The 21986-nt window shown below is 45.5% G+C and carries 13 protein-coding genes and 2 tRNA genes; 5 read left to right on the forward strand and 10 right to left on the reverse strand.

Annotation, left to right across the window (positions count from 1 at the left end):
* Positions 1 to 21: 21 nt before the first annotated feature.
* From CIK88_RS09035 to CIK88_RS09050, 4 genes are all read right to left on the reverse strand, one after another.
* Positions 22 to 1917 (reverse strand): ATP-dependent DNA helicase RecQ, encoded by a 1896-nt coding sequence (locus CIK88_RS09035; protein ID WP_094435988.1) that lies wholly within the window; start codon positions 1915 to 1917, stop codon positions 22 to 24.
* A gap of 64 nt (positions 1918 to 1981) precedes the next feature.
* Entirely contained in the window at positions 1982 to 3718 is a 1737-nt protein-coding gene (gene recJ, locus CIK88_RS09040; protein ID WP_094389399.1) for a single-stranded-DNA-specific exonuclease RecJ, read from the reverse strand.
* 154 nt (positions 3719 to 3872) lie between these two features.
* A complete protein-coding gene (locus CIK88_RS09045; RefSeq protein ID WP_094435990.1) occupies positions 3873 to 5072 on the reverse strand; it encodes an aminopeptidase C in 1200 nt (399 codons plus the stop codon).
* Positions 5073 to 5113: 41 nt separating this feature from the next.
* A complete protein-coding gene (locus CIK88_RS09050; protein ID WP_094435992.1) occupies positions 5114 to 6514 on the reverse strand; it encodes an aminopeptidase P family protein in 1401 nt (466 codons plus the stop codon).
* 124 nt (positions 6515 to 6638) lie between these two features.
* Here CIK88_RS09050 and CIK88_RS09055 point away from each other — a divergent pair, with 124 nt between their 5' ends.
* Genes CIK88_RS09055 through aat form a run of 3 tightly spaced genes read left to right on the forward strand, consistent with a single transcriptional unit; the run spans position 6639 to position 9901 of the window.
* Positions 6639 to 6941: an ATP-dependent Clp protease adaptor ClpS gene (locus CIK88_RS09055; protein ID WP_094435994.1), complete on the forward strand. Its 303-nt coding sequence runs from the start codon at positions 6639 to 6641 to the stop codon at positions 6939 to 6941.
* Between the two features lie 17 nt (positions 6942 to 6958).
* Complete coding sequence (locus tag CIK88_RS09060; RefSeq protein ID WP_254046881.1) at positions 6959 to 9241, forward strand: AAA family ATPase; 2283 nt, start codon at positions 6959 to 6961, stop codon at positions 9239 to 9241.
* 12 nt (positions 9242 to 9253) lie between these two features.
* Complete coding sequence (gene aat / locus CIK88_RS09065) at positions 9254 to 9901, forward strand: leucyl/phenylalanyl-tRNA--protein transferase (RefSeq protein ID WP_094435998.1); 648 nt, start codon at positions 9254 to 9256, stop codon at positions 9899 to 9901.
* 15 nt (positions 9902 to 9916) lie between these two features.
* Here aat and CIK88_RS09070 read toward each other — a convergent pair whose 3' ends face one another.
* The 4 genes from CIK88_RS09070 to CIK88_RS09085 all read right to left on the reverse strand — a co-directional run bounded on the left by CIK88_RS09070 (position 9917) and on the right by CIK88_RS09085 (position 17424).
* Complete coding sequence (locus CIK88_RS09070; protein ID WP_094436000.1) at positions 9917 to 12088, reverse strand: HAMP domain-containing sensor histidine kinase; 2172 nt, start codon at positions 12086 to 12088, stop codon at positions 9917 to 9919.
* Positions 12085 to 14253 (reverse strand): ATP-binding protein, encoded by a 2169-nt coding sequence (locus tag CIK88_RS09075; protein ID WP_094436002.1) that lies wholly within the window; start codon positions 14251 to 14253, stop codon positions 12085 to 12087. The genes CIK88_RS09070 and CIK88_RS09075 overlap by 4 nt, the downstream gene beginning before the upstream one ends.
* A gap of 195 nt (positions 14254 to 14448) precedes the next feature.
* The gene (locus CIK88_RS09080) at positions 14449 to 15522 is read right to left on the reverse strand and encodes an AI-2E family transporter (protein WP_094436004.1); all 1074 of its coding nucleotides are present in this window, start codon (positions 15520 to 15522) and stop codon (positions 14449 to 14451) included.
* A 3-nt stretch (positions 15523 to 15525) separates the two neighbouring features.
* Positions 15526 to 17424, reverse strand: coding sequence for a cation-translocating P-type ATPase (locus CIK88_RS09085; RefSeq protein WP_094436006.1), 1899 nt, complete (start codon positions 17422 to 17424; stop codon positions 15526 to 15528).
* Between the two features lie 309 nt (positions 17425 to 17733).
* On the opposite strand from CIK88_RS09085, the gene CIK88_RS09090 reads away from it, so the two are divergent.
* Both CIK88_RS09090 and CIK88_RS09095 read left to right on the forward strand, forming a co-directional pair.
* Positions 17734 to 17807: transfer RNA gene (locus CIK88_RS09090), tRNA-Arg, on the forward strand.
* Positions 17808 to 18076: 269 nt separating this feature from the next.
* A tRNA-Arg gene (locus CIK88_RS09095) sits at positions 18077 to 18150 on the forward strand.
* 1826 nt (positions 18151 to 19976) lie between these two features.
* On the opposite strand, the gene CIK88_RS09110 is transcribed toward CIK88_RS09095, so the two are convergent.
* Positions 19977 to 20744 (reverse strand): LytTR family DNA-binding domain-containing protein, encoded by a 768-nt coding sequence (locus CIK88_RS09110; RefSeq protein WP_094436012.1) that lies wholly within the window; start codon positions 20742 to 20744, stop codon positions 19977 to 19979.
* A 241-nt stretch (positions 20745 to 20985) separates the two neighbouring features.
* On the reverse strand, positions 20986 to 21954 hold the full coding sequence (locus CIK88_RS09115) for a serine/threonine-protein kinase (RefSeq protein ID WP_094436014.1): 969 nt from the start codon (positions 21952 to 21954) through the stop codon (positions 20986 to 20988).
* Between the last annotated feature and the right edge of the window lie 32 nt (positions 21955 to 21986).

Genomic DNA, 21986 nt, shown 5'->3' on the forward strand with positions numbered 1-21986 from the left:
GTAGATATTCTACATTGCCTCTTAAAGGCTTATTTGAACCGAATCGCTTTTTACGAGCTCTTCAAGAACAAGATAACGGAGAGCTCGTGAAAAGATTTCGGTAGGAATGTGTAGCGCTCGGAGTTCTACAAGCAGATGAGGCTTCTTATCGGAGAGAAATTGAAGTATTTGCTTTTGCGCTGCTTGAACATCATCGTCGCTAATAGTAACACACACATCACATTGACCACATGTTTTCTCTTGCTTTTCTCCAAAGTAAGAAAGCAACTGCTGTGAACGGCAATGAGTGTTATCCTGTAGATAATGGATCATTGCTTCTATGCGTTGGCTGAATTGTTTGCGACGGTTTTCATAAACTTCTGCAGGAAACAACAAATGTTTGCTGTCTTCTCGTCTCTGCAGGTAGCGGAGAAAAGGCAACTGGCTAGGAGGTATGTATTGTATGATGTGCTTGCGCGACAGTTGCAACAGAATGTTGTGTACTTCAGTTCGGTCAATATTGCTGATTGATGCCAGATGAGCTTCATTAATATAGGCATATTCAGAAAACATCCCAGAAAAGTTACGTAACATGACAACAATCAGACGATCCTCGTTGGGCGTATTGCCAGTCAGCCGGTATAGTTCGTCTCTTTCTACGACGAACATCACTCTAGAGGCATTCTCACGTTCTGCAGTGAATTCTAAATAGCCGGCTCTTTGCAGAATTTGTAGGGCAGAATGTACCTGAACAGGAAAATGGTTGAATTTATAGCAGAAATCTTGTAGGTTGAATTCATGGGAAACACCGTTACCGTCTCCTAATGCTATCTGAAAATAGAATGCTATATGGTCGTAAACTTTCCGGATATAATCCTTGTCAGGGAATGTGTCAGCTACACGTTTGCGGAGTTTGACGATATCTTGTTGGCCATAGAGTAGAATAGCTTGGGCAGGTTTCCCGTCGCGTCCTGCGCGTCCAGCTTCTTGAAAGTAAGCTTCAATAGAGTCAGGGCAGTCGTAGTGAAGCACCAGTCGGACATCTGCTTTATCAATGCCCATGCCGAAAGCATTCGTGGCAACAATAATTCTGGTGCGGTCTGCCTGCCAGTCGTTTTGTCGCTTGTCTTTTTCCTCTGTATCAAGTCCAGCATGGTAGTATGTCGCACTGAATCCTTCTTGGGTAAGTAGTTCTGCTATTTCTCGAGCATGTTTCCGGCTCCGGACATATACGATGGAAGAGGCTGTTGATGTGTGTAGAGCTTCTATAAGTTCATGTCGCTTGTCCATAGCTTCTCTGACGATATAGCTGAGATTCTTACGTTCAAATGACATTTGAAACACATTGAATGTGCCACCTTTGTCGTCAGGTCGCTGTAATTTGTCTTTGATATCTTCAACTACAGCTGGTGTCGCTGTTGCCGTAAGAGCCAGAATAGGCACATCAGGTAAAAGAACACGAATGCTTGAAATGTTGAGGTAGCTTGGACGAAAATCATATCCCCATTGGCTGATGCAATGTGCTTCATCTACAGTGATGAAGCTAATTTGCATATGTCTTAGTTTTGTGATAAACAGTTGGCTTGCCAGGCGTTCTGGTGAGATGTAAAGTAACCGAGTGCCTCCTAATATGCAATTGTCGAGAATGCGTAACACATCATCATGGCTCATGCTGGAATTGACGGCAGCCGCCAAGATGCCACGTCGTCTCAGATGATTGACTTGGTCTTTCATCAGTGCGATGAGTGGAGTGATAACTATACAGACTCCCTCACGACAGAGTGCTGGTACCTGAAATGTGATAGACTTACCTCCACCCGTAGGCATAAGGCCAAGCGTGTCATGACCTTCTCCAATGGATTGAATGATGTCTCGTTGGATTCCGCGGAAATCATCATATCCCCAATAACGTTTGAGAATCTGTTGGTATTTGTCCATCTTATGGTCTTTTCTGTTTGCCAGTCTGCAAGTTTTCTTATCACTTATAGGCAGTACGCTTTCTTTATTTAGGAGATTCCGGTGTCTCGCTGGGACGGATGTCGGTTATCTGCAATTGGATATCCCCACGTTTATAGGCATTTTCTTCGATGGTATAAACAATGTCAAACGAGCGCTTAGACTTGATGTATCTGGCATCTGCGCTTTGTCCGAAGGCAATTCCATTCATGACAACTGCCGATTTCGAATCTACCAGTTCAAGTTTGATGTGTTCTTGATGGCGGCCTACAACTTTCGATGTTCCATAGTCATAGACGTTGCGTGTAAGAAAGAGAGGCTTCTCGTTGGCAGGTCCGTGAGGGGCAAGTTTTCGCAAATCGCCGTGTAGGCGTTTGGTGATGTCCTTAAAGTCGATTTCTTCGTCGATGTCAAGTGTTGGCAACGTTTGTTCTGGTAGAATATGTTGTTTGACGTATTCCTGGAAACGACGACGGAATTCAGGGATGTTCTCCTGTCTCAGGGTGAGTCCTACTGCGTAGGTGTGACCACCGAAGTTCTCAAGGATATCTCTGCAGTTTTTGATGGCATCATAGATGTCGAATCCTGCTACGGAACGTGCAGATCCTGTCGCGATGCCATCTATAATGGTGAGAACGACAGTTGGCCGATAGTATATTTCCGTCAAGCGTGAGGCAACGATGCCTACAACTCCTTTTTTCCATCCTTCATCGTACAGCACGATAGACGACATATGTTGCTGACTTTCCAAGCGAGCCACGATTTCATTGGCCTCTATGGTCATCTGCTTGTCTATGTCCTTTCGCTGCTCGTTGTATTCGTTAATGCGATTAGCTTCTGTCAGTGCACGTTGGAGATCGCGTTCTACAAGCAGTTCCACAGCTTCCTTTCCGTTTTGCATTCTTCCACTTGCGTTGATGCGTGGACCGATTTTGAAAACAATGTCGCTCATGGTTAACTCTCGTCCGGTCAATCCACAAATATTGATAATGGCCTTGAGACCAATAGATGGGTTGATGTTGAGTTGTTTCAGTCCATGAAATGCCAGAATGCGATTTTCGCCGGTTACAGGCACGAGGTCTGCCGCAATGCTGACTGCGCATAAATCGAGTAGAGGAGTCAGTCTTGAGAATGGAATACCGTTATTTTTTGCGAATGCCTGCATCAGCTTGAAACCTACGCCGCATCCGCAAAGATGCTTGAACGGATAGGACGAGTCGGTGCGTTTAGGGTTGAGTATAGCCACTGCTGGAGGCAGAATCTCATCTGGCACATGGTGGTCGCAGATGATGAAATCTATGCCTTGTTGTTTGGCATAGGTAATCTCCTCAATGGCCTTGATGCCACAGTCAAGTACAATGATGAGTTTAACTCCTGTTTCCTTGGCATAGTCTATTCCTTTGTAGCTTACTCCGTATCCTTCTTCTTCTCGGTTAGGGATGTAATAGTCGATGTTGGAATAAAACTGCATAAGAAATTTATAGACGAGTGCCACTGCTGTGCATCCGTCCACGTCATAGTCACCATACACCATGATGCGTTCCTTGCGTCCCATTGCATCGTTGAGCCTATCTACGGCCACATCCATATCGTTCATCAGAAAAGGATCGATGAGTTCGTTCATCATCGGTCTGAAGAAACGTTTTGCTGCCGATTCAGTTTTGATGCCTCTGCTGATAAGCAAATCTGCAACAATGGGACTCATGTTGATTTTCTCGGCCAGTTCTTTAATTGCTTGTTGCCGTTCTGGTGTAGGAGGTTCGTAATTCCATTGGTAGTGCATTTATATATTGTTCTTATTTTTTCTTTATTTCAGATACTATCGGCTTTACAATAGCCAATATGCGGTGTAAAGTTACAAAGAAAAAACAAGAAATCGGAACATACCATGGAAAAAATCATGGTATGTTCCGATTTTACATATAAAAGGTCATTTATTAGATGCCGAGTTTTTTGCGGATATCCTTAGGAATAGCGTTTTTGTTAACGGTGTAATCCATCGTGTTTGCTGCGATAAAGGTTTTAGTCATATACCAAATTCCTTTATATTCGCCAGTTTCTCCCCATGAGTTCTTAACCATATAGTATTCGCGTCCGTTTTGGTCTTTGGCAATACCGAAGATGAGCATGCCGTGGTCATCGGTGAGCTCCCAGTTGTCGAAACGCTCTTGACGCATTTCCTGTGTTGCTTTAACTTCGGGTACGGTGCATCCGAGTGAGTCGATGAGATTGCGTTTTTTCTGGGCAGTCATCTTGAGCCAGCGTGCCATGTCGCTTCCCTGAAGGCTCTCAGTCTTCTTGGTGTCGATGGCATAAGCCAATCCATTGCGTGTGAATCCTTCTTCTGAAACGTCTCCGCCCCATGCTACAGTGTAGCCGTTCATAATGGCATTATCAATGATTTTCATCATTTCGTCCATAGGTACGTTGTAGCTCAGAGGATTGCGCCAGTTGTCCTGTACTTCAACAGCATAAGCAGTATAGAAAGGATGGTGAGTGAAAGAAGTTATGCTAACGTAGTCGTTCCAGTCGAGACCGAGTGAAGCAGCAAAACTCTTTGGAGTGTATTTTTTGCCTTGGTAGGTGAATTCTTCCGGACATTTGCCAAGATATGCATCGAGAATGCCCTGCAGTCCAACTTTCCACTGGTTAGAGATTTTCTTAGCATTGCTTTTTGATACGGCAGCCACGTATGGTTCAAGCAGAGAGAAGAACTCGTTGAAGTTGTTGAGAGAGTCACCATAGAGTGAACCAGGGAAAGGCATGGCCTCTTCTGGACAGATTCCGTAGTTCTGGAGCACGTAATGCACATCATAAGCTGATCCGCCTTGTGCAAACTGGCAGTCTCCGTGCAGTCTTACAACCTGTATGGCACGGTCCATGTAGTCCTTGTTGGCCACAAAACTCTCACAGAGGTCATAGGTCTTACCTGTCTTTTTCAGAATTTCTGCCTCAAAGTACGAAAGAGTAGAATAGGCCCAGCACGTACCCGAACGGTTCTGGTCCTTGATAGATGTAATAGGATTCTCCTTGACAACGGTGAATACCGGTTTGTTTTTGTTCTCAGTCTTTTTTTCCTGAGCCTGAGCACCAATGGCAAGAATTGCCATTATTGCGATAATGAATGTTTTCTTCATAATTAGTTCTCTTTTTTTATTTATTTGTTGCTTGTTCGTTTTTATTTGTTTCCTGCCATTATTTCTTCTATTTCTGCGGGATGGTATGGAATACGTTTGCTTCCCAAGAAACGGCATCCGTCATTGGTTATCAGTACATCATCTTCGATGCGTATTCCTCCAAAGTCCTTGTAAGTTTCAAGCATATCGAAATTGAGGAAGTCTTTGCAGTGTCCGTTAGCTTTCCATTCATCAATGAGATGTGGGATGAAATAGATTCCCGGTTCGTCTGTAACGACGAATCCTTCTTGCAACCGTCTTCCCATTCTCAGGCAGTTGGTGCCGAATTGTTCCAGATTGGGTCTTGTCTCATCGTCAAATCCGACATAGATTTGTCCGATGCTTTCCATGTCATGTACGTCCATACCCATCATGTGTCCAAGTCCGTGGGGGAGGAACATGGCGTGTGCTCCTGCTGCAATAGCTTCATCAATGTCTCCCTTCATCAAACCGATTTCTTTCAGGCTTTCAGCCATTTTACGGCATACGGCAAAGTGTACTTCCTTGTACTTAACTCCTGGTTTGGCTACTTCCAATACATAATCATGGCAAGCTTCTACGATGCTGTAGATTTCCAGTTGCCGCTGGGTGAATTTTCCGTTGACAGGCATTGTTCTTGTATGGTCAGAACAATAGTCATCCAGTTCACATCCTGCGTCACAGATGACAAGTCTTCCGTCTTGCAGTATTGCGTCTGATGGATTGCCATGCATGATTTCACCGTGTTGGGTATAGATGGTGGCAAAACTTGTGTCCTGGGCCATTGAACGGGCTATTCCGTCAACTTGTCCTCCAACGTAACGTTCTGTTGTTCCTGCTTTTGTCAGACGTTGCGCGGTGGTGTGCATTTCGTAGCCGATATTGCAGGCGCGGTCAATGGCAGCAATCTCTTGTTCTTCCTTGGTCGAACGCATTTTTACCACTGCATGAATCAATGGTAGAGATGCAGCATCCTTTTGTTGTGAGGGGTGGATGCCCAACAAGTCCATGATTTGTATTTTTGTATCGTGTCGATAGGGTGGCAGAAAGTGGATGGTGCGTTTCTTTGCTAATGCCTCGTGACAAACGTGTGAGAGTTCTTTCATCGGTCCTGTGATGCTGACGCCCACAGCATCTGCCAAAATCTTCACGCTATCTACGAATCCCATCCATACGATGTCTTCAATGTCAATATCGTCACCATAGAGCATTTCTGTGTCGTTGTCCACGTCAATTACTCCTACCAGTCCGTCGCGGTGTTGTCCAAAGTAATAGAGGAACGTAGAGTCCTGACGCATTGGTGCATGGCAGTTGGCAGGTGAGTTGTAGGGTGATTCATTGTTTCCGAAGAGTACAATGACTCCGTTGCCTACCAGCTTTTTCAATTCGGCTCTTCGCCTGATGTAAGTTTCTTTGTCAAACATAGTAGTAACTTATTAATATCTTGACCACAAAATTACTACAAATAAACCAAAAGGCAAAATATTTGCATCTTATTTTGCTGAAAATGATTACCTTTGCACTATAGTATTACATTTTACGTGGATTATGGCTCAAGAAAAAACTCAATCAACAATGCGCGTGCGCCTCAATATGAAGGAGCCGGGACGTTATAAGGTGATTTGTCATAACGATGATTTCACAACGATGGATTTTGTGGTAATGATGCTGATGGACGTGTTCTTTAAGTCTGCTGATGAGGCAGAACGGCTCATGTTGGCCATTCATCGTACAGGTCAGGCTGTGGTGGGCATCTATCCGCTTGATATTGCGCGTTCCAAGGTTGACAAAGCCATGCGTCTTGCCCGTGCCAATGGTTTTCCTCTGACCTTGAGTTATATTCCTGAATGATCAAACGATAATTAGCAATGAGAATAACAACCACGATGAATAGGGCCATCCAGCAAGCCTGTGAACTTGCCCATCGGTCTTCCCATGAATTTCTGATGCCTGAACATGTGCTGTTGGCTCTATGCCAAATAGCACCGTCTTTTGTTAATGTATTGAAGCAATCTTTAGATTGTCAGCCTGGTGAATTGGCTGAAGATGTTGAAAAATGGTTAGCTTCTCAAGAAAAAGCCCCAAAGCCAGTAGATTTGGAACTGTCGTCTTCTATGCGTCGGATTTTCACGATATGCAAAGGAGAAAATGCTGATCGTGTGTTGTGTGTGACTTCCTTTATTGAAGCCATGATGCGTGATGCTGAGTGTATGGGGACCTATCTGTTGACCAAACATCTCAAAGTCACGGAAGTGTTTCTTCTGTTATCTCTTCATGAATATTGCGATGCAAAGGATTCTTATGTTGCTGAAGAAGAACTTGACGATGACTTGGATGACTTAGAAGACGATGACTTGGATGATGATGACTTGGAGGACGATGATGAGATGATGGGAGGTCCTTCTGATTTTGCTTCGTCATCAGATTGGAAACAATGGACCACTGATATTACAGCAGAAGCCACTGATCATCTGCCCATTATCGGTCGCGAGGCAGAACTTGACCGTACCATAGAGGTGCTTTGCCGTATGGAGAAGAACAATCCGCTCCATATTGGTGAGCCTGGGGTGGGTAAGACCGCTCTGATTTATGGTTTGGCACAACGCATCGCCAAAGGTCATGTGCCTTATAGGTTGCAAAAGGCCCACATATATTCTATTGAAATGGGACAGTTGATGGCTGGTGCACAGTTTCGAGGCGAGTTTGAAAAGCGCCTCAAGGATGTTCTGGACGGTGCTACAGCCCAAGGTAACAGTGTGATCTATCTCGATGAGATTCATTTGATGATGGGTGGTGAACAAGCGCAATCTGATAGTATCAGTGCTTTTGATGTCATGAAACCCTATCTTGATCGAGGTAAACTCCGTTTTATAGGTTCAACAACCTATGAAGCCTTCAATCGTACCCTTGCCAAGTCGAAGGCCGTTACTCGTCGTTTCCAGCAGATTGACATTAAGGAACCGTCTGTAGAGGACACCCTTCGTATTGTAGAAGCATTGTTACCAACCTTTCAGAACTATCACAATGTAATCTACCGGAAGGATGCTTGGACGTATGCTGTTGAGAGTTCGGCTCGGTTGATAACAAATCGCCAGTTGCCCGACAAAGCCATTGACATTATTGATGAGGCAGGTGCTTATCTTGAAGTCCACCCGCGTAATCGTCTGCATAACTATGTGACAAAGAGCCTGGTTGATGAAATATTAAATAAGGTTTGCCGTATTGATGCCGATGCCTTGAAAGAGGCCGATAATAATTCGTTGAAAGACCTTGTCACACAGATGAAGAGTCAGATCTATGGTCAAGATAAGGCCATTGAGCGTCTGACAGATGCAGTGATGATGGCCAAGGCTGGTCTTACCGATTCTGACAAACCGATGGCCTCATTGCTCTTTGTGGGGCCCACTGGTGTTGGTAAGACAGAGGTTGCCCGTGTGCTTGCTCGTCAGTTGGGCGTGGAATTGGTGCGTTTCGATATGTCTGAATATGCGGAGAAGCATACCGTTGCCAAACTTATTGGTTCGCCTGCCGGTTATGTGGGGTATGATGATGGTGGTCTGCTTACTTCGGCCATTCGTAAGACGCCCAACTGTGTGCTTCTGCTTGATGAGATTGAGAAAGCCCATAGCGACATTTATAATATTCTACTTCAAGTAATGGACTATGCCCGCCTGACAGATAACCGAGGTCAGCAGGCGGATTTCCATCATGTTATCATTATTATGACTTCTAATGCAGGAGCGCAGTATGCTTCACAGGCCAGCGTTGGCTTCACGGGGCATGTGTCCCGTGGTGAGGCTATGCGGCAACAGGTGAAGAGGGTGTTCAAGCCTGAATTCATCAACCGCCTGACCGATATTGTGACTTTTCGTGATATGGACAAGACAATGGCAACGCTTATCCTTCGTAAGAAACTTGCCCTCCTTTCTGACAAGCTTGGCCAGCGCCAGGTGAAACTAACTGTTTCTCAGCAGGCCTTCGACCGTCTGCTTATGCTTGGCTTTACACCGGAATACGGTGCTCGTGAGATGGATCGAGTGATTGGCAACAATATCAAACCGTTGTTGATGCGTGCCTTGTTGTTTGGTTCTCTCAGCAAGGGTGGAATAGCCACTGTGGACTGTAAGGATGGTGTTTTTGTTGTTAAATGATTTGGAGCAGTTATGATTTATCGACTTGACAACAATCTCTGGTTTCCTGATCCACGCCGTGGTGATGATGACGGACTCTTTGCCATTGGTGGTGACCTCAGTGTTGATCGCCTGTTACTTGCTTATAGTAACGGCATCTTCCCTTGGTACAGTTTTCGTGATTATGACGAGATTCAATGGTGGTGTCCGATGGACCGTTATGTGATTTTACCTCATGAGATTCATATTAGTCACTCCATGCGTTCGCTGTTAAATAAAAATATTTACCATGTGACGTTTAATCAAGATTTTCAAGCTGTTATAGATAATTGTAGCGAACTGCGAATTGAAGAGAAAGGTGCATGGCTTGGTCCTCAGATGATAGCTGCGTTTTCCGAATTGCATCGTCAGGGGTTTGCCGCCAGTGTGGAGGTGTGGGATGAGGATGAACAACTCGTTGGCGGACTGTATGGAGTTTGTCTTGGTCGTTGTTTTATGGGTGAGAGTATGTTCTCGTTGGCCCCATCTGCCTCCAAGGTGGCACTCATCGCTTTAGCACAACTGATGGAGAAGAATGGCGGACTGATGATCGATTGCCAGTTTGAAACTCCGCATCTCCGTTCCATGGGTGGTCGTCACATTTCTTACGATGATTATCTTGCCATGTTGCGTCAGGAGTAAGTATCCTTTGAAGGATCAGACCTTTGCCGCTTTTCCTTCTGGTTTCCCAAAGAAAAAACAAAAACGTGCGCCGTTGGTATAGTCGGGATCGAGGTACACATCACCTCCTAATTTATGGGCAATGGTGCGACAAATTTCCAGTCCGAGACCTGATCCAGGTTTAAATTGATCCAGTTTTCCGAAGCGTTCGAAGATGGTTTCTTGCTTGTCTTGCGGAATGCCCACACCTGTGTCAGTTACTGTGATGAGGGTTTGTCCTTTCTGGTTCTTCGAACAGTTTACCTGTATGCTGCCTGCTGTTGTGTTCTTGATAGCATTATTCAGCAGGTGTGTCACAACCTGTTTCACCCGCATTCCGTCAGTTTCAATCTTTTCGCTTTCTGCCAGTTGGGTGTTGAATGTTAACATCACCCCTTCTGCCACGTGACTGCGTGCTTCTTCTACGGCATCCCGACACACACCATTGATGTCTGCCGGTTCTATTATCAATTGATATTTTCCACTCTCTATGGAGGTCAGATCAAGGATATTATTGATTAGGTTGCTCAATTGCTTTGAGTTTTCTGTGATTCTATAGGTAAGGTCCGATTTCTCTTCATCGCTGATGTTGAAACTGGGGTCGGTAAGCACTTGCGAGAAACCTACGATGGCGTTGAGTGGTGTTCTTATTTCGTGGCTCATATTTTGTATGAAGAGTGTCTTTTGTTGGTCGGCATGTTGTGCTTCTTTATTGGCGATGTTGAGTTCGGCCAATGTATGGGTCAGATTTTTAGAGAGTTTGGACAGTCGTCGCTCCATTTTTTTGTTAGCTTTCAGATAGATGATCGTGCCAACAATGAGCAGCAGGGCAATAGCCGCCATGGCTACCATGATCAGTTTTTGCATGTTGTATTGTCGTTTCTGCAGTTCTACCAGTTTCTTCTGACTGTCGATGGAAACGCCCAGTTTGTTAGACTTGAGTTTTTGGTTCTGTAGTGCGAGCAGGTTACGACCGTTCTGCATCTCTGCCAATTTCTTGAGTCTGTCCGCATTGCTTATCTCAAGGTTGTTGCTGGCCAGTTGCAGTTGGGCCAGTTGCAGTTGTAGCTTTGCCATTTCGTTGGCAGCCTTTTGCTTGTCGATGTCAGCAATCTGCATGGCAAAGCTGTTTCTCATGCCTGCAAGGTCTGTGAGGATGTTGGTGTTGCCTCCGTTTTGTGTGAGTCTTACAATTTTGTTCATGACTTTTGCCGCCTTGTCATATTGTCCGTTGTATGAATAGTAGGCATAGGAGCTGTATTTTCTGAGCAGTCCAGACAGTTTGTTCTTGTATTCCTGATATTTCACAGAATCCTGATTGGAAATGGCGTATAATGAGTTCAATAAAATAAGGTATTCTGTTGCGATAATAGGGACAGTATTCAATCTCTTGAAATATTCCTGATAGCTTTTCTTGAAGTTGGCGTAATCACCTGTCATGAAGTGGCCAATAGCTTTGTAGCCGTAGAGTCCAGCTTTTGTAGGTTCTGAATAACAGTAGCGGATGCCCTCATTTGCTGCGTTGACGACTTCTTGGAATCGTCCTAAACGTATGTTACCATCGCAGATGTGAGGATAGATTGTTGACCGCTCCTGTTTCTGCATGTGTTCCTGTGAGAATTGTAGTGCTGTTTCGTAGTAGAAAATGGCATGTGCATATTCCCCTCTTACCATCAGCATATTTCCCAATGCCACATAGCCTGCTTGAATGCCGTATGGGTGTTTGTGTTTTGTGGCAAACTGGATGTCTTTCTGCATCAGTTCTTTCGCCTCGTCGAATCTGTCTTCAGACAGGAGGTAGTTTGCCATAGTTGTAGAAGTGTAGAAATAATACTGCAGATAGTTGTATTCCTGTGCTTTCTTTCTTACCTGCTGACTTGCTTTCCAAACGGCAGGGAAATTGTGCTGTTTTGTTATTTGGTATTTCAGAGGAACGAGAAGAGCAAGGATTTCTGCCTTGTGGTCTTTTAGCCTGATGGCTTTTCTCCTTAGTGAGTCAGCCTGTTCCAGACAGATATGGTTCTTTCTGTTGTAGTTGGCTCTGAGGTATAGTGGGTACAGGCTGTCGTTGATCTTGAATGGATTGTTCTGTCCTTGTGTGGGCAAAGCCAAGCCAAACAGCAGGATGATCAGCAGGGTGTATATTGTAGTTCTTTTTGTCTGTTTCATGCGTTGTAGGGAATATTGAAGTAGAAACGTGCACCATTGGTGTATTGGCGGTCGATGTTGATTTCACCATTAAGTTTTTTTGCAATGGTGCGACAGATGTCGAGACCGAGTCCGGAACCTTGTTTTTTGTCGTCGAGTTTCTTGTAACGTTTGAATATCTCATCCATCCGTTCGACAGGAATGCCGATTCCTGTGTCTGTGACAGTAAAAGAGATCATATCGGTATTTTCTATCTTTTTGCAAGACAGTATGATGCTGCCTTTTTCTGTGTTCTTTTCAGCATTTGTCAATAGATTGATGAGCACCTGTTGCACACGCTTGCGGTCTGTTACGGCTTCGAAATCTTCATTCAACTCTGTTTCGAATGTCAGCGTCACGCCTCCTGCCAATCTGTGTCTGACGGTTTCCATGGTTTCTCGACAGAGTTCGTTGACCTTTACAATTTCTTTGGTCATGACGAAGTTACCACTCTGCAGGTTAGTCAGGTCGAGAATGTCATTGACCAAGGTGGTGAGCAGTTCTGAGTTTGTTGTGATATATTGTGTCAGTTCCTGACTTTCTGCTTCTGACAGTTCGTTGCCCATGGTGACGAGTACGTTAGAGAATCCCACGATGGCATTGAGTGGTGTTCTTATCTCGTGACTCATGTTCTGTATGAAGCGTGTCTTAGTCAGTTCCGATTCACTGGCTCTGAGTTTGGCGGTATTCAGTAGCGAGATGCTCTCTCGCAGTTTTCTAATGCCCTGTTTCAACTGTCTTCCGTGTCTCCATCGTATGATAGCATAGAGTGTGAAGCTGATGGCGATGAGTACGACAAAGGTCAGACAAAGTGCCATTCCCTCTTTCTTGAGGCGGTATTGTTCTGCTTCCGCCTGTCGTGTTTTGTTTTCTTGTTCAAGCTTGTTTTGCAGTCTTTGCGATTCCAGTTGTTGGTTCTGGTAGTTTAGTTTGTTTCTGTCAGCCTGCAGTTGTGCGAGTTGTGCATTGTCCTGTGATTTGTTGAGTTCGAGGGTTGATTTGTTGAGTGAGAGTTGTGCGTTGGCCATGGCCAGTTGGGTGTTTTGATAGTCCATCTGCTGCACCTCTCTTTCATGTTGCTGTATGTTGGACATGTTTTTTACGATACGATCATCGTTTTGAACCAGTTCGCCGGCGTAATCTCCATAAACATCAATGAGCATCCATTGGTTTTTGACCGCTTTGGCGTAGTCCCCTTTGTATTTATAGTATGCCACAGCCAGTCTGTACCCTTCCAGTTCGCTTTCCTCTTTGAGTCTCTTGATGGTTTCCAACACCTCCTGGTCTTTTCCGTCGAGCATTTTCTTGAATGTTTCCACAGCTTCTTTCACGTCGCCGTGCAGATCACGGTCGTATGCTTCATGTTGTTTCAGATAGTTATATTCTTTCCTGAAATCATCATACCTTCCCAGCATGAAGAGTGCGTAACATTCCTGTAGTTTAATGTCAAACCGGTTGTAGTCCGACTTACATTCGGCCCATGCTTCCTTCACTTCCTGGAGTGTTTCTCTAAAGCTTTGAGTCTTTCTTAGACAATTGCAGATGTTTGCATAAGTGTCTGTGAAATTGGAAGGTATATTGTGGTCTTTCGAGTATTTGATATACTCGCGGTAATTGTCGATAGCTCTCGCATATTCTCCTCGGTATTGTTGTATGGTTGCCAGTGAATAGTAGCTGTCTCGAATGCCTATGAGATGGTTGTTTTTCTCTGCGATTTTTCTTTGTTCCAGAGCTATCGTATAGGCTTCGAGGTATCTTTTTTCCCTGATATAATAGTTGGTGAGGTTGGCTGCTGCGAAATAGTAGTAGGTCCATTTTTCGTATGCAGTAGCCTTATCCATCAGTTTTTTTGCTTCGCGTTCCACAGCGGGCATATTGTCTTCCTGATAGTAGTTGTACAGCAAGAGGATGGTCATTGCCGTGATTTCGCCATTTCGGTCTCCTATGGCTTTAGCTCTTTCTATGATGGTATCTGCGAGAATTTTTCCTGCCAGCGTTTTTCGTTCTTTGTAGGCCTTTTCGTAGAGTTTGAAGAGACCGTCATCCATGCGGTATTGGTTGTTTTGTGCCGACAAAGCCACTGTGTATATGATGAAGAACACAGTGACAATGGCTCGCACAATATGTTGTTGTAATCCTTTCCCCATTGTTAAAAACAATCTTTTTATTTTGTTGTGTCGTTTGTTTGTTGTTGTATCCACTAATATCGATGTGTTCTGTAATATTCTTAATATGTTGTCTTTGTATGTCTATAACCGTATGATATTCTTTGCCATAAACCATGGTCTTTTGCATGCAAAAGTACGAACAAAATGGGATAATGACAAATAATTATCTGATTTTTATCCTTTTTTGACAATGTATTTTTGGTAATAGGTGATGAGCAATGTGGTGAGAGGCAGGGCGATTACCATACCCAACATGCCCAACAGCGACCCCCAAATAGACAGTGAGAGTAGGATGATGGCTGAGTTGAGGCCCATGACCTTACCCATGATGCGTGGGGTGAGAATGGTGTCTTGAATGATCTGAACCACCGCAAACACGATGAGTGCCATGAGTAACACAATCCAGAAGTTTTCTCCTGAGTCTGCCGCTTTGACGATGGCAAGCAGTACCGTTGGTACGAAACCTACAATTTGCAGGTAAGGTACCATGTTGAGCAGGCCGATGAGCATGCCCAAACCTACCGCCATAGGGAAGTCGATGATGAGGAATCCGATGCTGAACAGCACACCTACGCAGAATGCCACGCAGGCCTGTCCGCGGAAATATTTGTTCATACCGTCCTCTACGTCGTGTACCAGTTGCACGGCAAAGGCTCTGTAGCGTTGTGGCAACAGGTCGGGCCATCCTGTGGTCAGTCTCTCATAGTCGATGAGGATAAACAGGGTGTATAGGAATACCATAGTGACCGAGAGCAGACTGCTTACCGCCCCGATACTTTGGGTGATGATGGCCCATATCTTGGGCATGGCCTCTCTCATGGCTTGCATGAATCCCTCTTGCGTGACCATGGCTTTGACCTCATCGCCGGTAAGGTGACGGTGCAGGTATTCCTGTATCTGACTTGGTATGTTGTTGAAGGTGGCATTGGTCTCTATATAATGGAGCACCAGATCCTTCACTCTTATTCCTTCTTCCACCATGGGTGGTATGATGAGCCAGAAAGCGAGTGACACAATGCCTCCTGCCACAAGAAAGGCACAAAGGATGCCGAGAATGCGGAAGTGCAGCCTGCATTTGTACTGAAAGAATTTGACCAGCGGAAAGAGCAGGTAGGCAATGAGCCATGCCAGGAAGAAAGGCAGCAGCACTCCGCTGAGGCGGCGCAGCAGGAGGATGATACCTGCCAGTACGGCTACGAAGAGTACGCCACGGATAAAGGTGTCGAAGGTGATTTCTTTGCGTTCCATTTGTTATGCTTGTTTCGTGAATGACGGAATGACGGTATTGCTTCGTTTCAGTCGCAGACTGTTGAGCACTACGCTGACGCTCGAACAGGCCATCAAGGCAGATGCCCACATCGGGGTGATCTGCCAGTGTGCGCCAAAGCCGTAAGGCAGTCCGGCTGCCAGTGGGATGCACACCATATTATATATAAATGCCCAGAAGAGGTTCTGACGGATCATTGCCACCGTGCGTCTTGACAATCGGATAGCATCAGGGATGCGCCTGAGGTCGTCGCCCATGAGTGTGACTTGCGCCACGTCCATCGCCACATCGGTGCCGCGTCCCATGGCAATGCTCACATCGGCACGTGCCAATGCCTGCGAGTCGTTGATGCCGTCTCCCACCATGGCCACGTGTCTGCCTTCTTGTTGCAGGGCCTTTACCGCATCGTCTTTGTCTTGTGGTAATACCTGCCATTTGTAGTGGCTGATACCAGCCTCCTGTGCCCAGTGTCTGACGCGTTCTTCTTTGTCGCCACTCATCATGTAGAGGGTGATGCCCATTTTATGTAACTCCTCCACGGCTTCACGGGCAAAGGGCTTGAGTTGTTCGCCTTGACCATCGGGTGAGGGGAGAGTCATGGTTCCTGTTTTATCTACTACCATGCAGTCCACGTTGCGCAACAGTTCCAATGCGGTGGCATCCTTGATCAGTATGCCGGCTTCTGCCGCCTTGCCTATTCCCACCATGAGGGCGGTTGGCGTGGCAAGTCCCATGGCGCATGGACACGCTATGACCAGTACGGATACGGCAGAAATGACAGCCTGCGGCAGACAGTTGCTGCCTCCGATAAGATACCAGAGCAGGAAGGTTGCTACGGCAATGAGTCCCACGGCTGGCACGAATACCGCAGCCACGTGATCCACAACACGCTGTACGGGCGCTTTGGAACCTTGTGCTTCTTCCACCATGCGAATCATCTGCGACAGAACGGTCTGTTGACCCACCTCTTCTGCCGTGAAGCGGAACGTGCCTTCTTTCACGATGGTACCTGCCAGCACCTTGTCGCCGGGGGCTTTTTCCACAGCCACAGCTTCACCTGTAATCATGCTCTCGTCGATGCTGGTGCGGCAGTCTGGGATAATGGTGCCATCTACGGGTACTTTTTCGCCAGGTCTCACTTCTATCGTGTCACCCTGTTGCAGGGCTGCCAGCATCACATCGCTTACCGTGTCATCTACAACGAGGTGGGCGGTCTTTGGAGTGAGTCCCATCAGGGCGCGGATTGCTGAGGCTGTGTTGTGCTTGGCACGCTCTTCCAGGAGTCTGCCTGTCAGCACAAAACTGATAATCATGACCGATGCATCGTAATAGGTGTGCCACGCCATGCCTCGTGCTCCCCAGAAGCTATCGCCCCAAAAGGTGTTGAAGCTGCTGAAGACAAACGAAATACCGGTGGAGAGTGCCACAAGGGTGTCCATATTGGCGGAACGGTGCAGGAGTTGTCGAGCCGCATTACAGTAGAAACTCCGTCCGCAGTAACACAGATTGAGCAGCGCGATGACGAGCATCACTTGGTTTTCCGTATTGCGGTTTCCCATCGGAATATAACCCATTGCCACCAACATGACCATGAGGGCAAAGCCCCACGAGAGCAGGGCCTGTCGCAGGATTCGCTGCCATGATCTTCGCTCAATGGCTTCTACGTTGCGGTCTTGTTCCACAACAAGGTCGTAGCCCACTTGCGCCAGCGATGCCTGTAGTTGTTCTGGTGACGTGCGGTGTTCGTCATATTCCACCAATACTGTACGTGCAGGCAGGTTGACAGCAGCGTCTGTCACCCCTTCTGTGGTTTTGAGTTTTTTTTCCACACTTGCTGCACATCCTGCACACATCATTCCCAATACGGCAAATGTCTTCTTCATGCTTGCAAAGGTAGAATATTTTCGTGAGACAGCCAACGGATTTCTTCTAATTGTAATCTATCATACCTAAATTCATCTATATAAATCAAGAGGCAAGGGTGGGGCACAGCGTTTTTTGTCTCGCAGTTGTTGAGGATCATTTTGCATAATTGTCTCTCTCTCCTTTGAAAAACAGGTGTAAAAAGGCTAAGAAATGGCAGGAAAACCAAGGAAAATGCACCTTTTTTGAAAAAAAATCCCAAAAAGTTTGGTCGAGTGAAAAAAACATAGTACCTTTGCACTCGCAATTCAGAAATGAGGCACCCGAGAGGTTCCGTAGCTCAACTGAATAGAGCATCTGACTACGGATCAGAAGGTTGTGGGTTTGAATCCCGCCGGAATCACAAAGAGAATCAGCAATGGTTCTCTTTTTTTGTTTCTGTTTTGTTTCTGTGCGGTTTATGTCTTGAAGACGTCGTACACATCTCTATTCAGTCAGATGTTATGATTTCAATACGGAAGATGCAATGAATCAGCTACTTGTCCGTGCGCATCTGGACAGGAATCAAACCTATAAATAAAAACTGGCAAAATTCAAAGGCAAAAAAGTTTGGTAGTCTGAAAAAAATATAGTACCTTTGCACCCGCAATTGAGAAATGAGGCGCCACGAGAGGTTCCGTAGCTCAACTGAATAGAGCATCTGACTACGGATCAGAAGGTTGTGGGTTTGAATCCCGCCGGAATCACAAAGAGAATCAGCAATGGTTCTCTTTTTTTTTCTGTACGCTCAGCATGGGCATTGCCTGACGCCTGAAAGAAGTGGATCTCGGATGAATCACGGGCAACGGACTTTGTTCTAAGTAACACGACGGGATTGCAGAACTTATCCGTGTGTTGATTCACGATGCTATCAAGCTCCGTTCCTATCATCGCTGACGTTCCCACCACTATCGCATCCTCTAATGAAGATGAGCACACAAATGTAGCATGATTGCTGATTTCGGTAATGTTCGGCGGCCGGAGGGAAAGCCAATTAAGAGTTATTCTCGATTTTACACTTGCTTTTCTCGTTTCAATCCAGGAAAATAACAATAAACGAGTAACGCTGATACTAAAGACGAGAAGAATTGCAGATAAGTAAACTCATGCAACAGACAATCAATCTCTATTAAAAAACAACTCAAGGTGAAGCCTTGATAGGTTTCTGATCACAAGACTTCATTATTTCTAATCACATAAAAGGGCTGGACTCTCACAGGAGACTCCTGCCCTTTGCTGTGATAGGTAGTGAAAATGCTACTTTCTGTAAATGTTTGTGTCATTTTTGATGCATTTTGTCTGTAAATCTGTTTGGACTGTTGTAGATTGGTGTCCCATTCTTACTGATTAGCTGTATTTTATTTCTGTATGTATTTGATATGCAGTTTGTTATGTTGCTTTTAGATGTGTGTCTGACGGTCTTGGCTGTATGTTATGACACGGGTAAAAATGACCAGGCTGTGTTTTGGTTCAGGGGGTGATAGTATGTGGTAGGGTGTAAAGGGCTTCGCCAGGTATTAATAGGTTCGCGCGCGAGCAGTTTCAGATTTTGTGTTGTTAAAAAGAGACTATTACAGCCATTTGTTTTGTCTTGAGCTTAGGGTGTACTGCCTGATGGGTTGATTTGCAGCACGCGCCATGTAAATGGCCAAAAACGGGTATAATAGTTGGTGATTGTGGTCTGTAGTTTGTTTTGTTTGCTTCTCGTCCCCGTTTCGATTTGTTCTCGTCGTCTTTTCGTCGTCTTCTCGTTGTCATTTCGCTGTTTTCTCGTTCGGTATTCGTTATGTCCTCGATCGGCTAACGAATAACGAACGAAAGCACAACGAGAGACGAACGAGGGACGAACGAGAAGTCAACGAGAAGCGAACGATAATTGCTTGGTTGGTGAGTGAATTTTGTAGTCAAATGTATAAAACAATTACCTTATATGCTATTTGTTGTGTTGAGATATGTGAATGGTGTAATGTCGCACGGAAATTTTTCTTATCCACGGAACACACAGAGGACACGGAAACGATTCTAGTTGAAGATTATTCTAAAGATTTTGTTTTAGATTTACCTATAGGTTATTTTTGTCACGACTCGGCAAAGAATAAATTTTTGGATTTATTCTCTGCTCTCGCTGCTCCAAAAATTCGAACCGTAGGCGATCCATAATAAAATTCTTTCCAGAAGCGAGGTACTCGAGCGCATTTTGGTCAGAGATTTTAGTTAAAGATTCACGGCTGTCCAAAGAAAAAATCTTGGACATGATTTAAATTGATAGTATTCAATGAGTTATACGAATTTGATTTTTTCGAGATTTGGAAACAGGGGGACTGGTTCCTGTTCCACTTGCCAACTGTTAAATCCGTGAAAACATTGCTGTGTATGTGCGATTAGCTTTCCAAAAACTGTAATACTGTTATATTGTCACGCTTGAATCGCAAAAAATCGTTTTTGGAAACTGTTAACTGTTATCTGTTATTTGTAACGCTTAGGAATGATGACATAGACCCCCTGACAAGTTCTTTTTGTCGGCAATAGTGGTTCAAATGGTGTTAAACCGACTGATGAGTTTCTTGCGATAGAGCCGCGCCACCTTGACATTATTAATATGGTCGAAGGGTGGATAGAGGCGACAGACATTGTCGCACACTTCCATCAAACAGTTGATATTGATGACAAAGCGCTGGCTCACCTGTACAAAACAAGGGTCGAGGGCGAGCAATGTTTCACAGTTGACGTTACGTTTCAGGCGTATGGGTTCTTCACATCCCGACACAACGACTTCCCAGATTCGCTGGTCACTATTGTAGTAAAAGAGTCCGATGTCGGCAATGGAAACCACTCGAAAGTCAGAGAAGTTGGTATTGAAAATCAGTTTTTCGCGGTCGCGCCGTACAGTACTGTTGATGTCGGCAGGATTGTTGTCAGGCGCCTTCTGGTTGGAGGATTCGATATGGAGGCGTAAGCGCTGAATCATCGCCGAGAGTTCGTCGCGGTCAACGGGTTTGAGTAGAAAGTCGAATGCCTCGTTACGAAACGAAGAAAGCATCGAGTCCTTATGTCCGGTGTACATCACCACCCGGCAGCGTCCTTGCGTCAGACGTTTCACCTCGCGGATGAAATCCACACCCGACATGCCCGGCAGTTCTACATCAAGAAAGACGAGGTCAGGAGAAGCTGCCTTGATCAGTCCTTCTGCCACCATGGTGTTGCAGGCACTACCCACAACTTCGATATCGTCATATTCCAAGAGCATGCGACTCAAAGTTTCGATGGAGAGAATCTCGTTGTCTATAATAATTGTTTTCATAAGTATCTAATTTGTAGAATAATAGTTTAAATTCGTAAAATATTTACTTTATAGTGCTTTCAAGTGTCTCGGAACCGTAAGCATAGCGCTGCATCCATTATTATTATGAATATCGAAACGGATCTTTGAGTTTTTGTTTTCTTCGTTGATAATCGCCATAGTGTGGCGGATGATATTCAGACCAATTCGTGCCTTGGTATTGTTGTAGGCACGGATGTCAAACCCAGGGCCTGTTCCTGCTTTATTTACCCCAAAGCTGATAGTCGATTACCTTATTGTCGTTGGGCTGAATGCTGTCGCTTGCCGAAGATGCAGGTTCTTGGGCATTCTTCTCCAGATGATAATAGCTCCCGGCCAGGGCTGCCAACAGGGCGATGATGAGGGCACAGAGCAGGAGCAAGGCGTGGCGGTAACGGGGCGTACAGGACAGGCGCTGGCGCAGTTGGACGATATTCTGCGGACGGCTTTGCGGGTCGCGGCAACTACAGATTTCTGCCATCTTGCTGAGCGCCTTATCGCCCGTAGCCTTGGCCATGTCGCCCAGAACCATGCCCAGAGAATAAATATCGGCACGCGGTTCAGCCTTGGCTCCCGGCAACATCTGTTCGGGAGCAATATAGCCCGAAGTTCCGGCTGGCGATTTCAATACGCAGAAAGAATCGCTATCCGAGAGACCGAAATCGATGAGCTTCACGTTCTGTCCGTTATGTGTAATCATGATGTTGGAAGGCTTCAGATCGCGATGAATCATCTGTTTGTTGTGCATGTATTCCAGTGCATCCATCAGCTGTCCTGCTATCTTGCGGGCGAGTTCTGCCGAGAGGGCATTCTTCTTGATGAGCTGTTCCAGATTATCGCCGTCAATATATTCCATCACAACTACCGTGCCCAGGTTGTCAACCTTTTCCAGGTCGATGGTACGGCAGATATTGGGATGTTCCAGCTGCTGACCTATTTCAAACTCCTTGGCGAGTGCCTGGCGGTAAATAGGGGTGTAGAGAAAATCGTTCTTGAGACATTTCAACATGAAACGCTTGCCGTATTTGGTGGCTGTAAAGATGCGTGTATGGCCCGAAATAGACACGTAGCATTGGTGGAGATTGCTGAATGCATCCTCCACAGGCAAGGGGTTTGAATTGTTCATCTCCTTGCTGATATCCTCGGTAAATCCCGATGTCGTTTTCTTCTTCTTTTCTTCAGTTTCTTCCATGCTCACGGATTCCTCTTTTTCTTGATTACTGT

The sequence above is a fragment of the Prevotella sp. P5-50 genome (assembly GCF_002251295.1).
Lineage (GTDB): Bacteria > Bacteroidota > Bacteroidia > Bacteroidales > Bacteroidaceae > Prevotella.

Bases quoted from the DNA above. Each gene is read 5' to 3' on its own strand.
- CIK88_RS09035 (WP_094435988.1), bottom strand. From the start codon at position 1,917: ATGGACAAATACCAACAGATTCTCAAACGTTATTGGGGATATGATGAT.
- recJ (WP_094389399.1), bottom strand. From the start codon at position 3,718: ATGCACTACCAATGGAATTACGAACCTCCTACACCAGAACGGCAACAA.
- CIK88_RS09045 (WP_094435990.1), bottom strand. From the start codon at position 5,072: ATGAAGAAAACATTCATTATCGCAATAATGGCAATTCTTGCCATTGGT.
- CIK88_RS09050 (WP_094435992.1), bottom strand. From the start codon at position 6,514: ATGTTTGACAAAGAAACTTACATCAGGCGAAGAGCCGAATTGAAAAAG.
- CIK88_RS09055 (WP_094435994.1), top strand. From the start codon at position 6,639: ATGGCTCAAGAAAAAACTCAATCAACAATGCGCGTGCGCCTCAATATG.
- CIK88_RS09060 (WP_254046881.1), top strand. From the start codon at position 6,959: ATGAGAATAACAACCACGATGAATAGGGCCATCCAGCAAGCCTGTGAA.
- aat (WP_094435998.1), top strand. From the start codon at position 9,254: ATGATTTATCGACTTGACAACAATCTCTGGTTTCCTGATCCACGCCGT.
- CIK88_RS09070 (WP_094436000.1), bottom strand. From the start codon at position 12,088: ATGAAACAGACAAAAAGAACTACAATATACACCCTGCTGATCATCCTG.
- CIK88_RS09075 (WP_094436002.1), bottom strand. From the start codon at position 14,253: ATGGGGAAAGGATTACAACAACATATTGTGCGAGCCATTGTCACTGTG.
- CIK88_RS09080 (WP_094436004.1), bottom strand. From the start codon at position 15,522: ATGGAACGCAAAGAAATCACCTTCGACACCTTTATCCGTGGCGTACTC.
- CIK88_RS09085 (WP_094436006.1), bottom strand. From the start codon at position 17,424: ATGAAGAAGACATTTGCCGTATTGGGAATGATGTGTGCAGGATGTGCA.
- CIK88_RS09110 (WP_094436012.1), bottom strand. From the start codon at position 20,744: ATGAAAACAATTATTATAGACAACGAGATTCTCTCCATCGAAACTTTG.
- CIK88_RS09115 (WP_094436014.1), bottom strand. From the start codon at position 21,954: ATGGAAGAAACTGAAGAAAAGAAGAAGAAAACGACATCGGGATTTACC.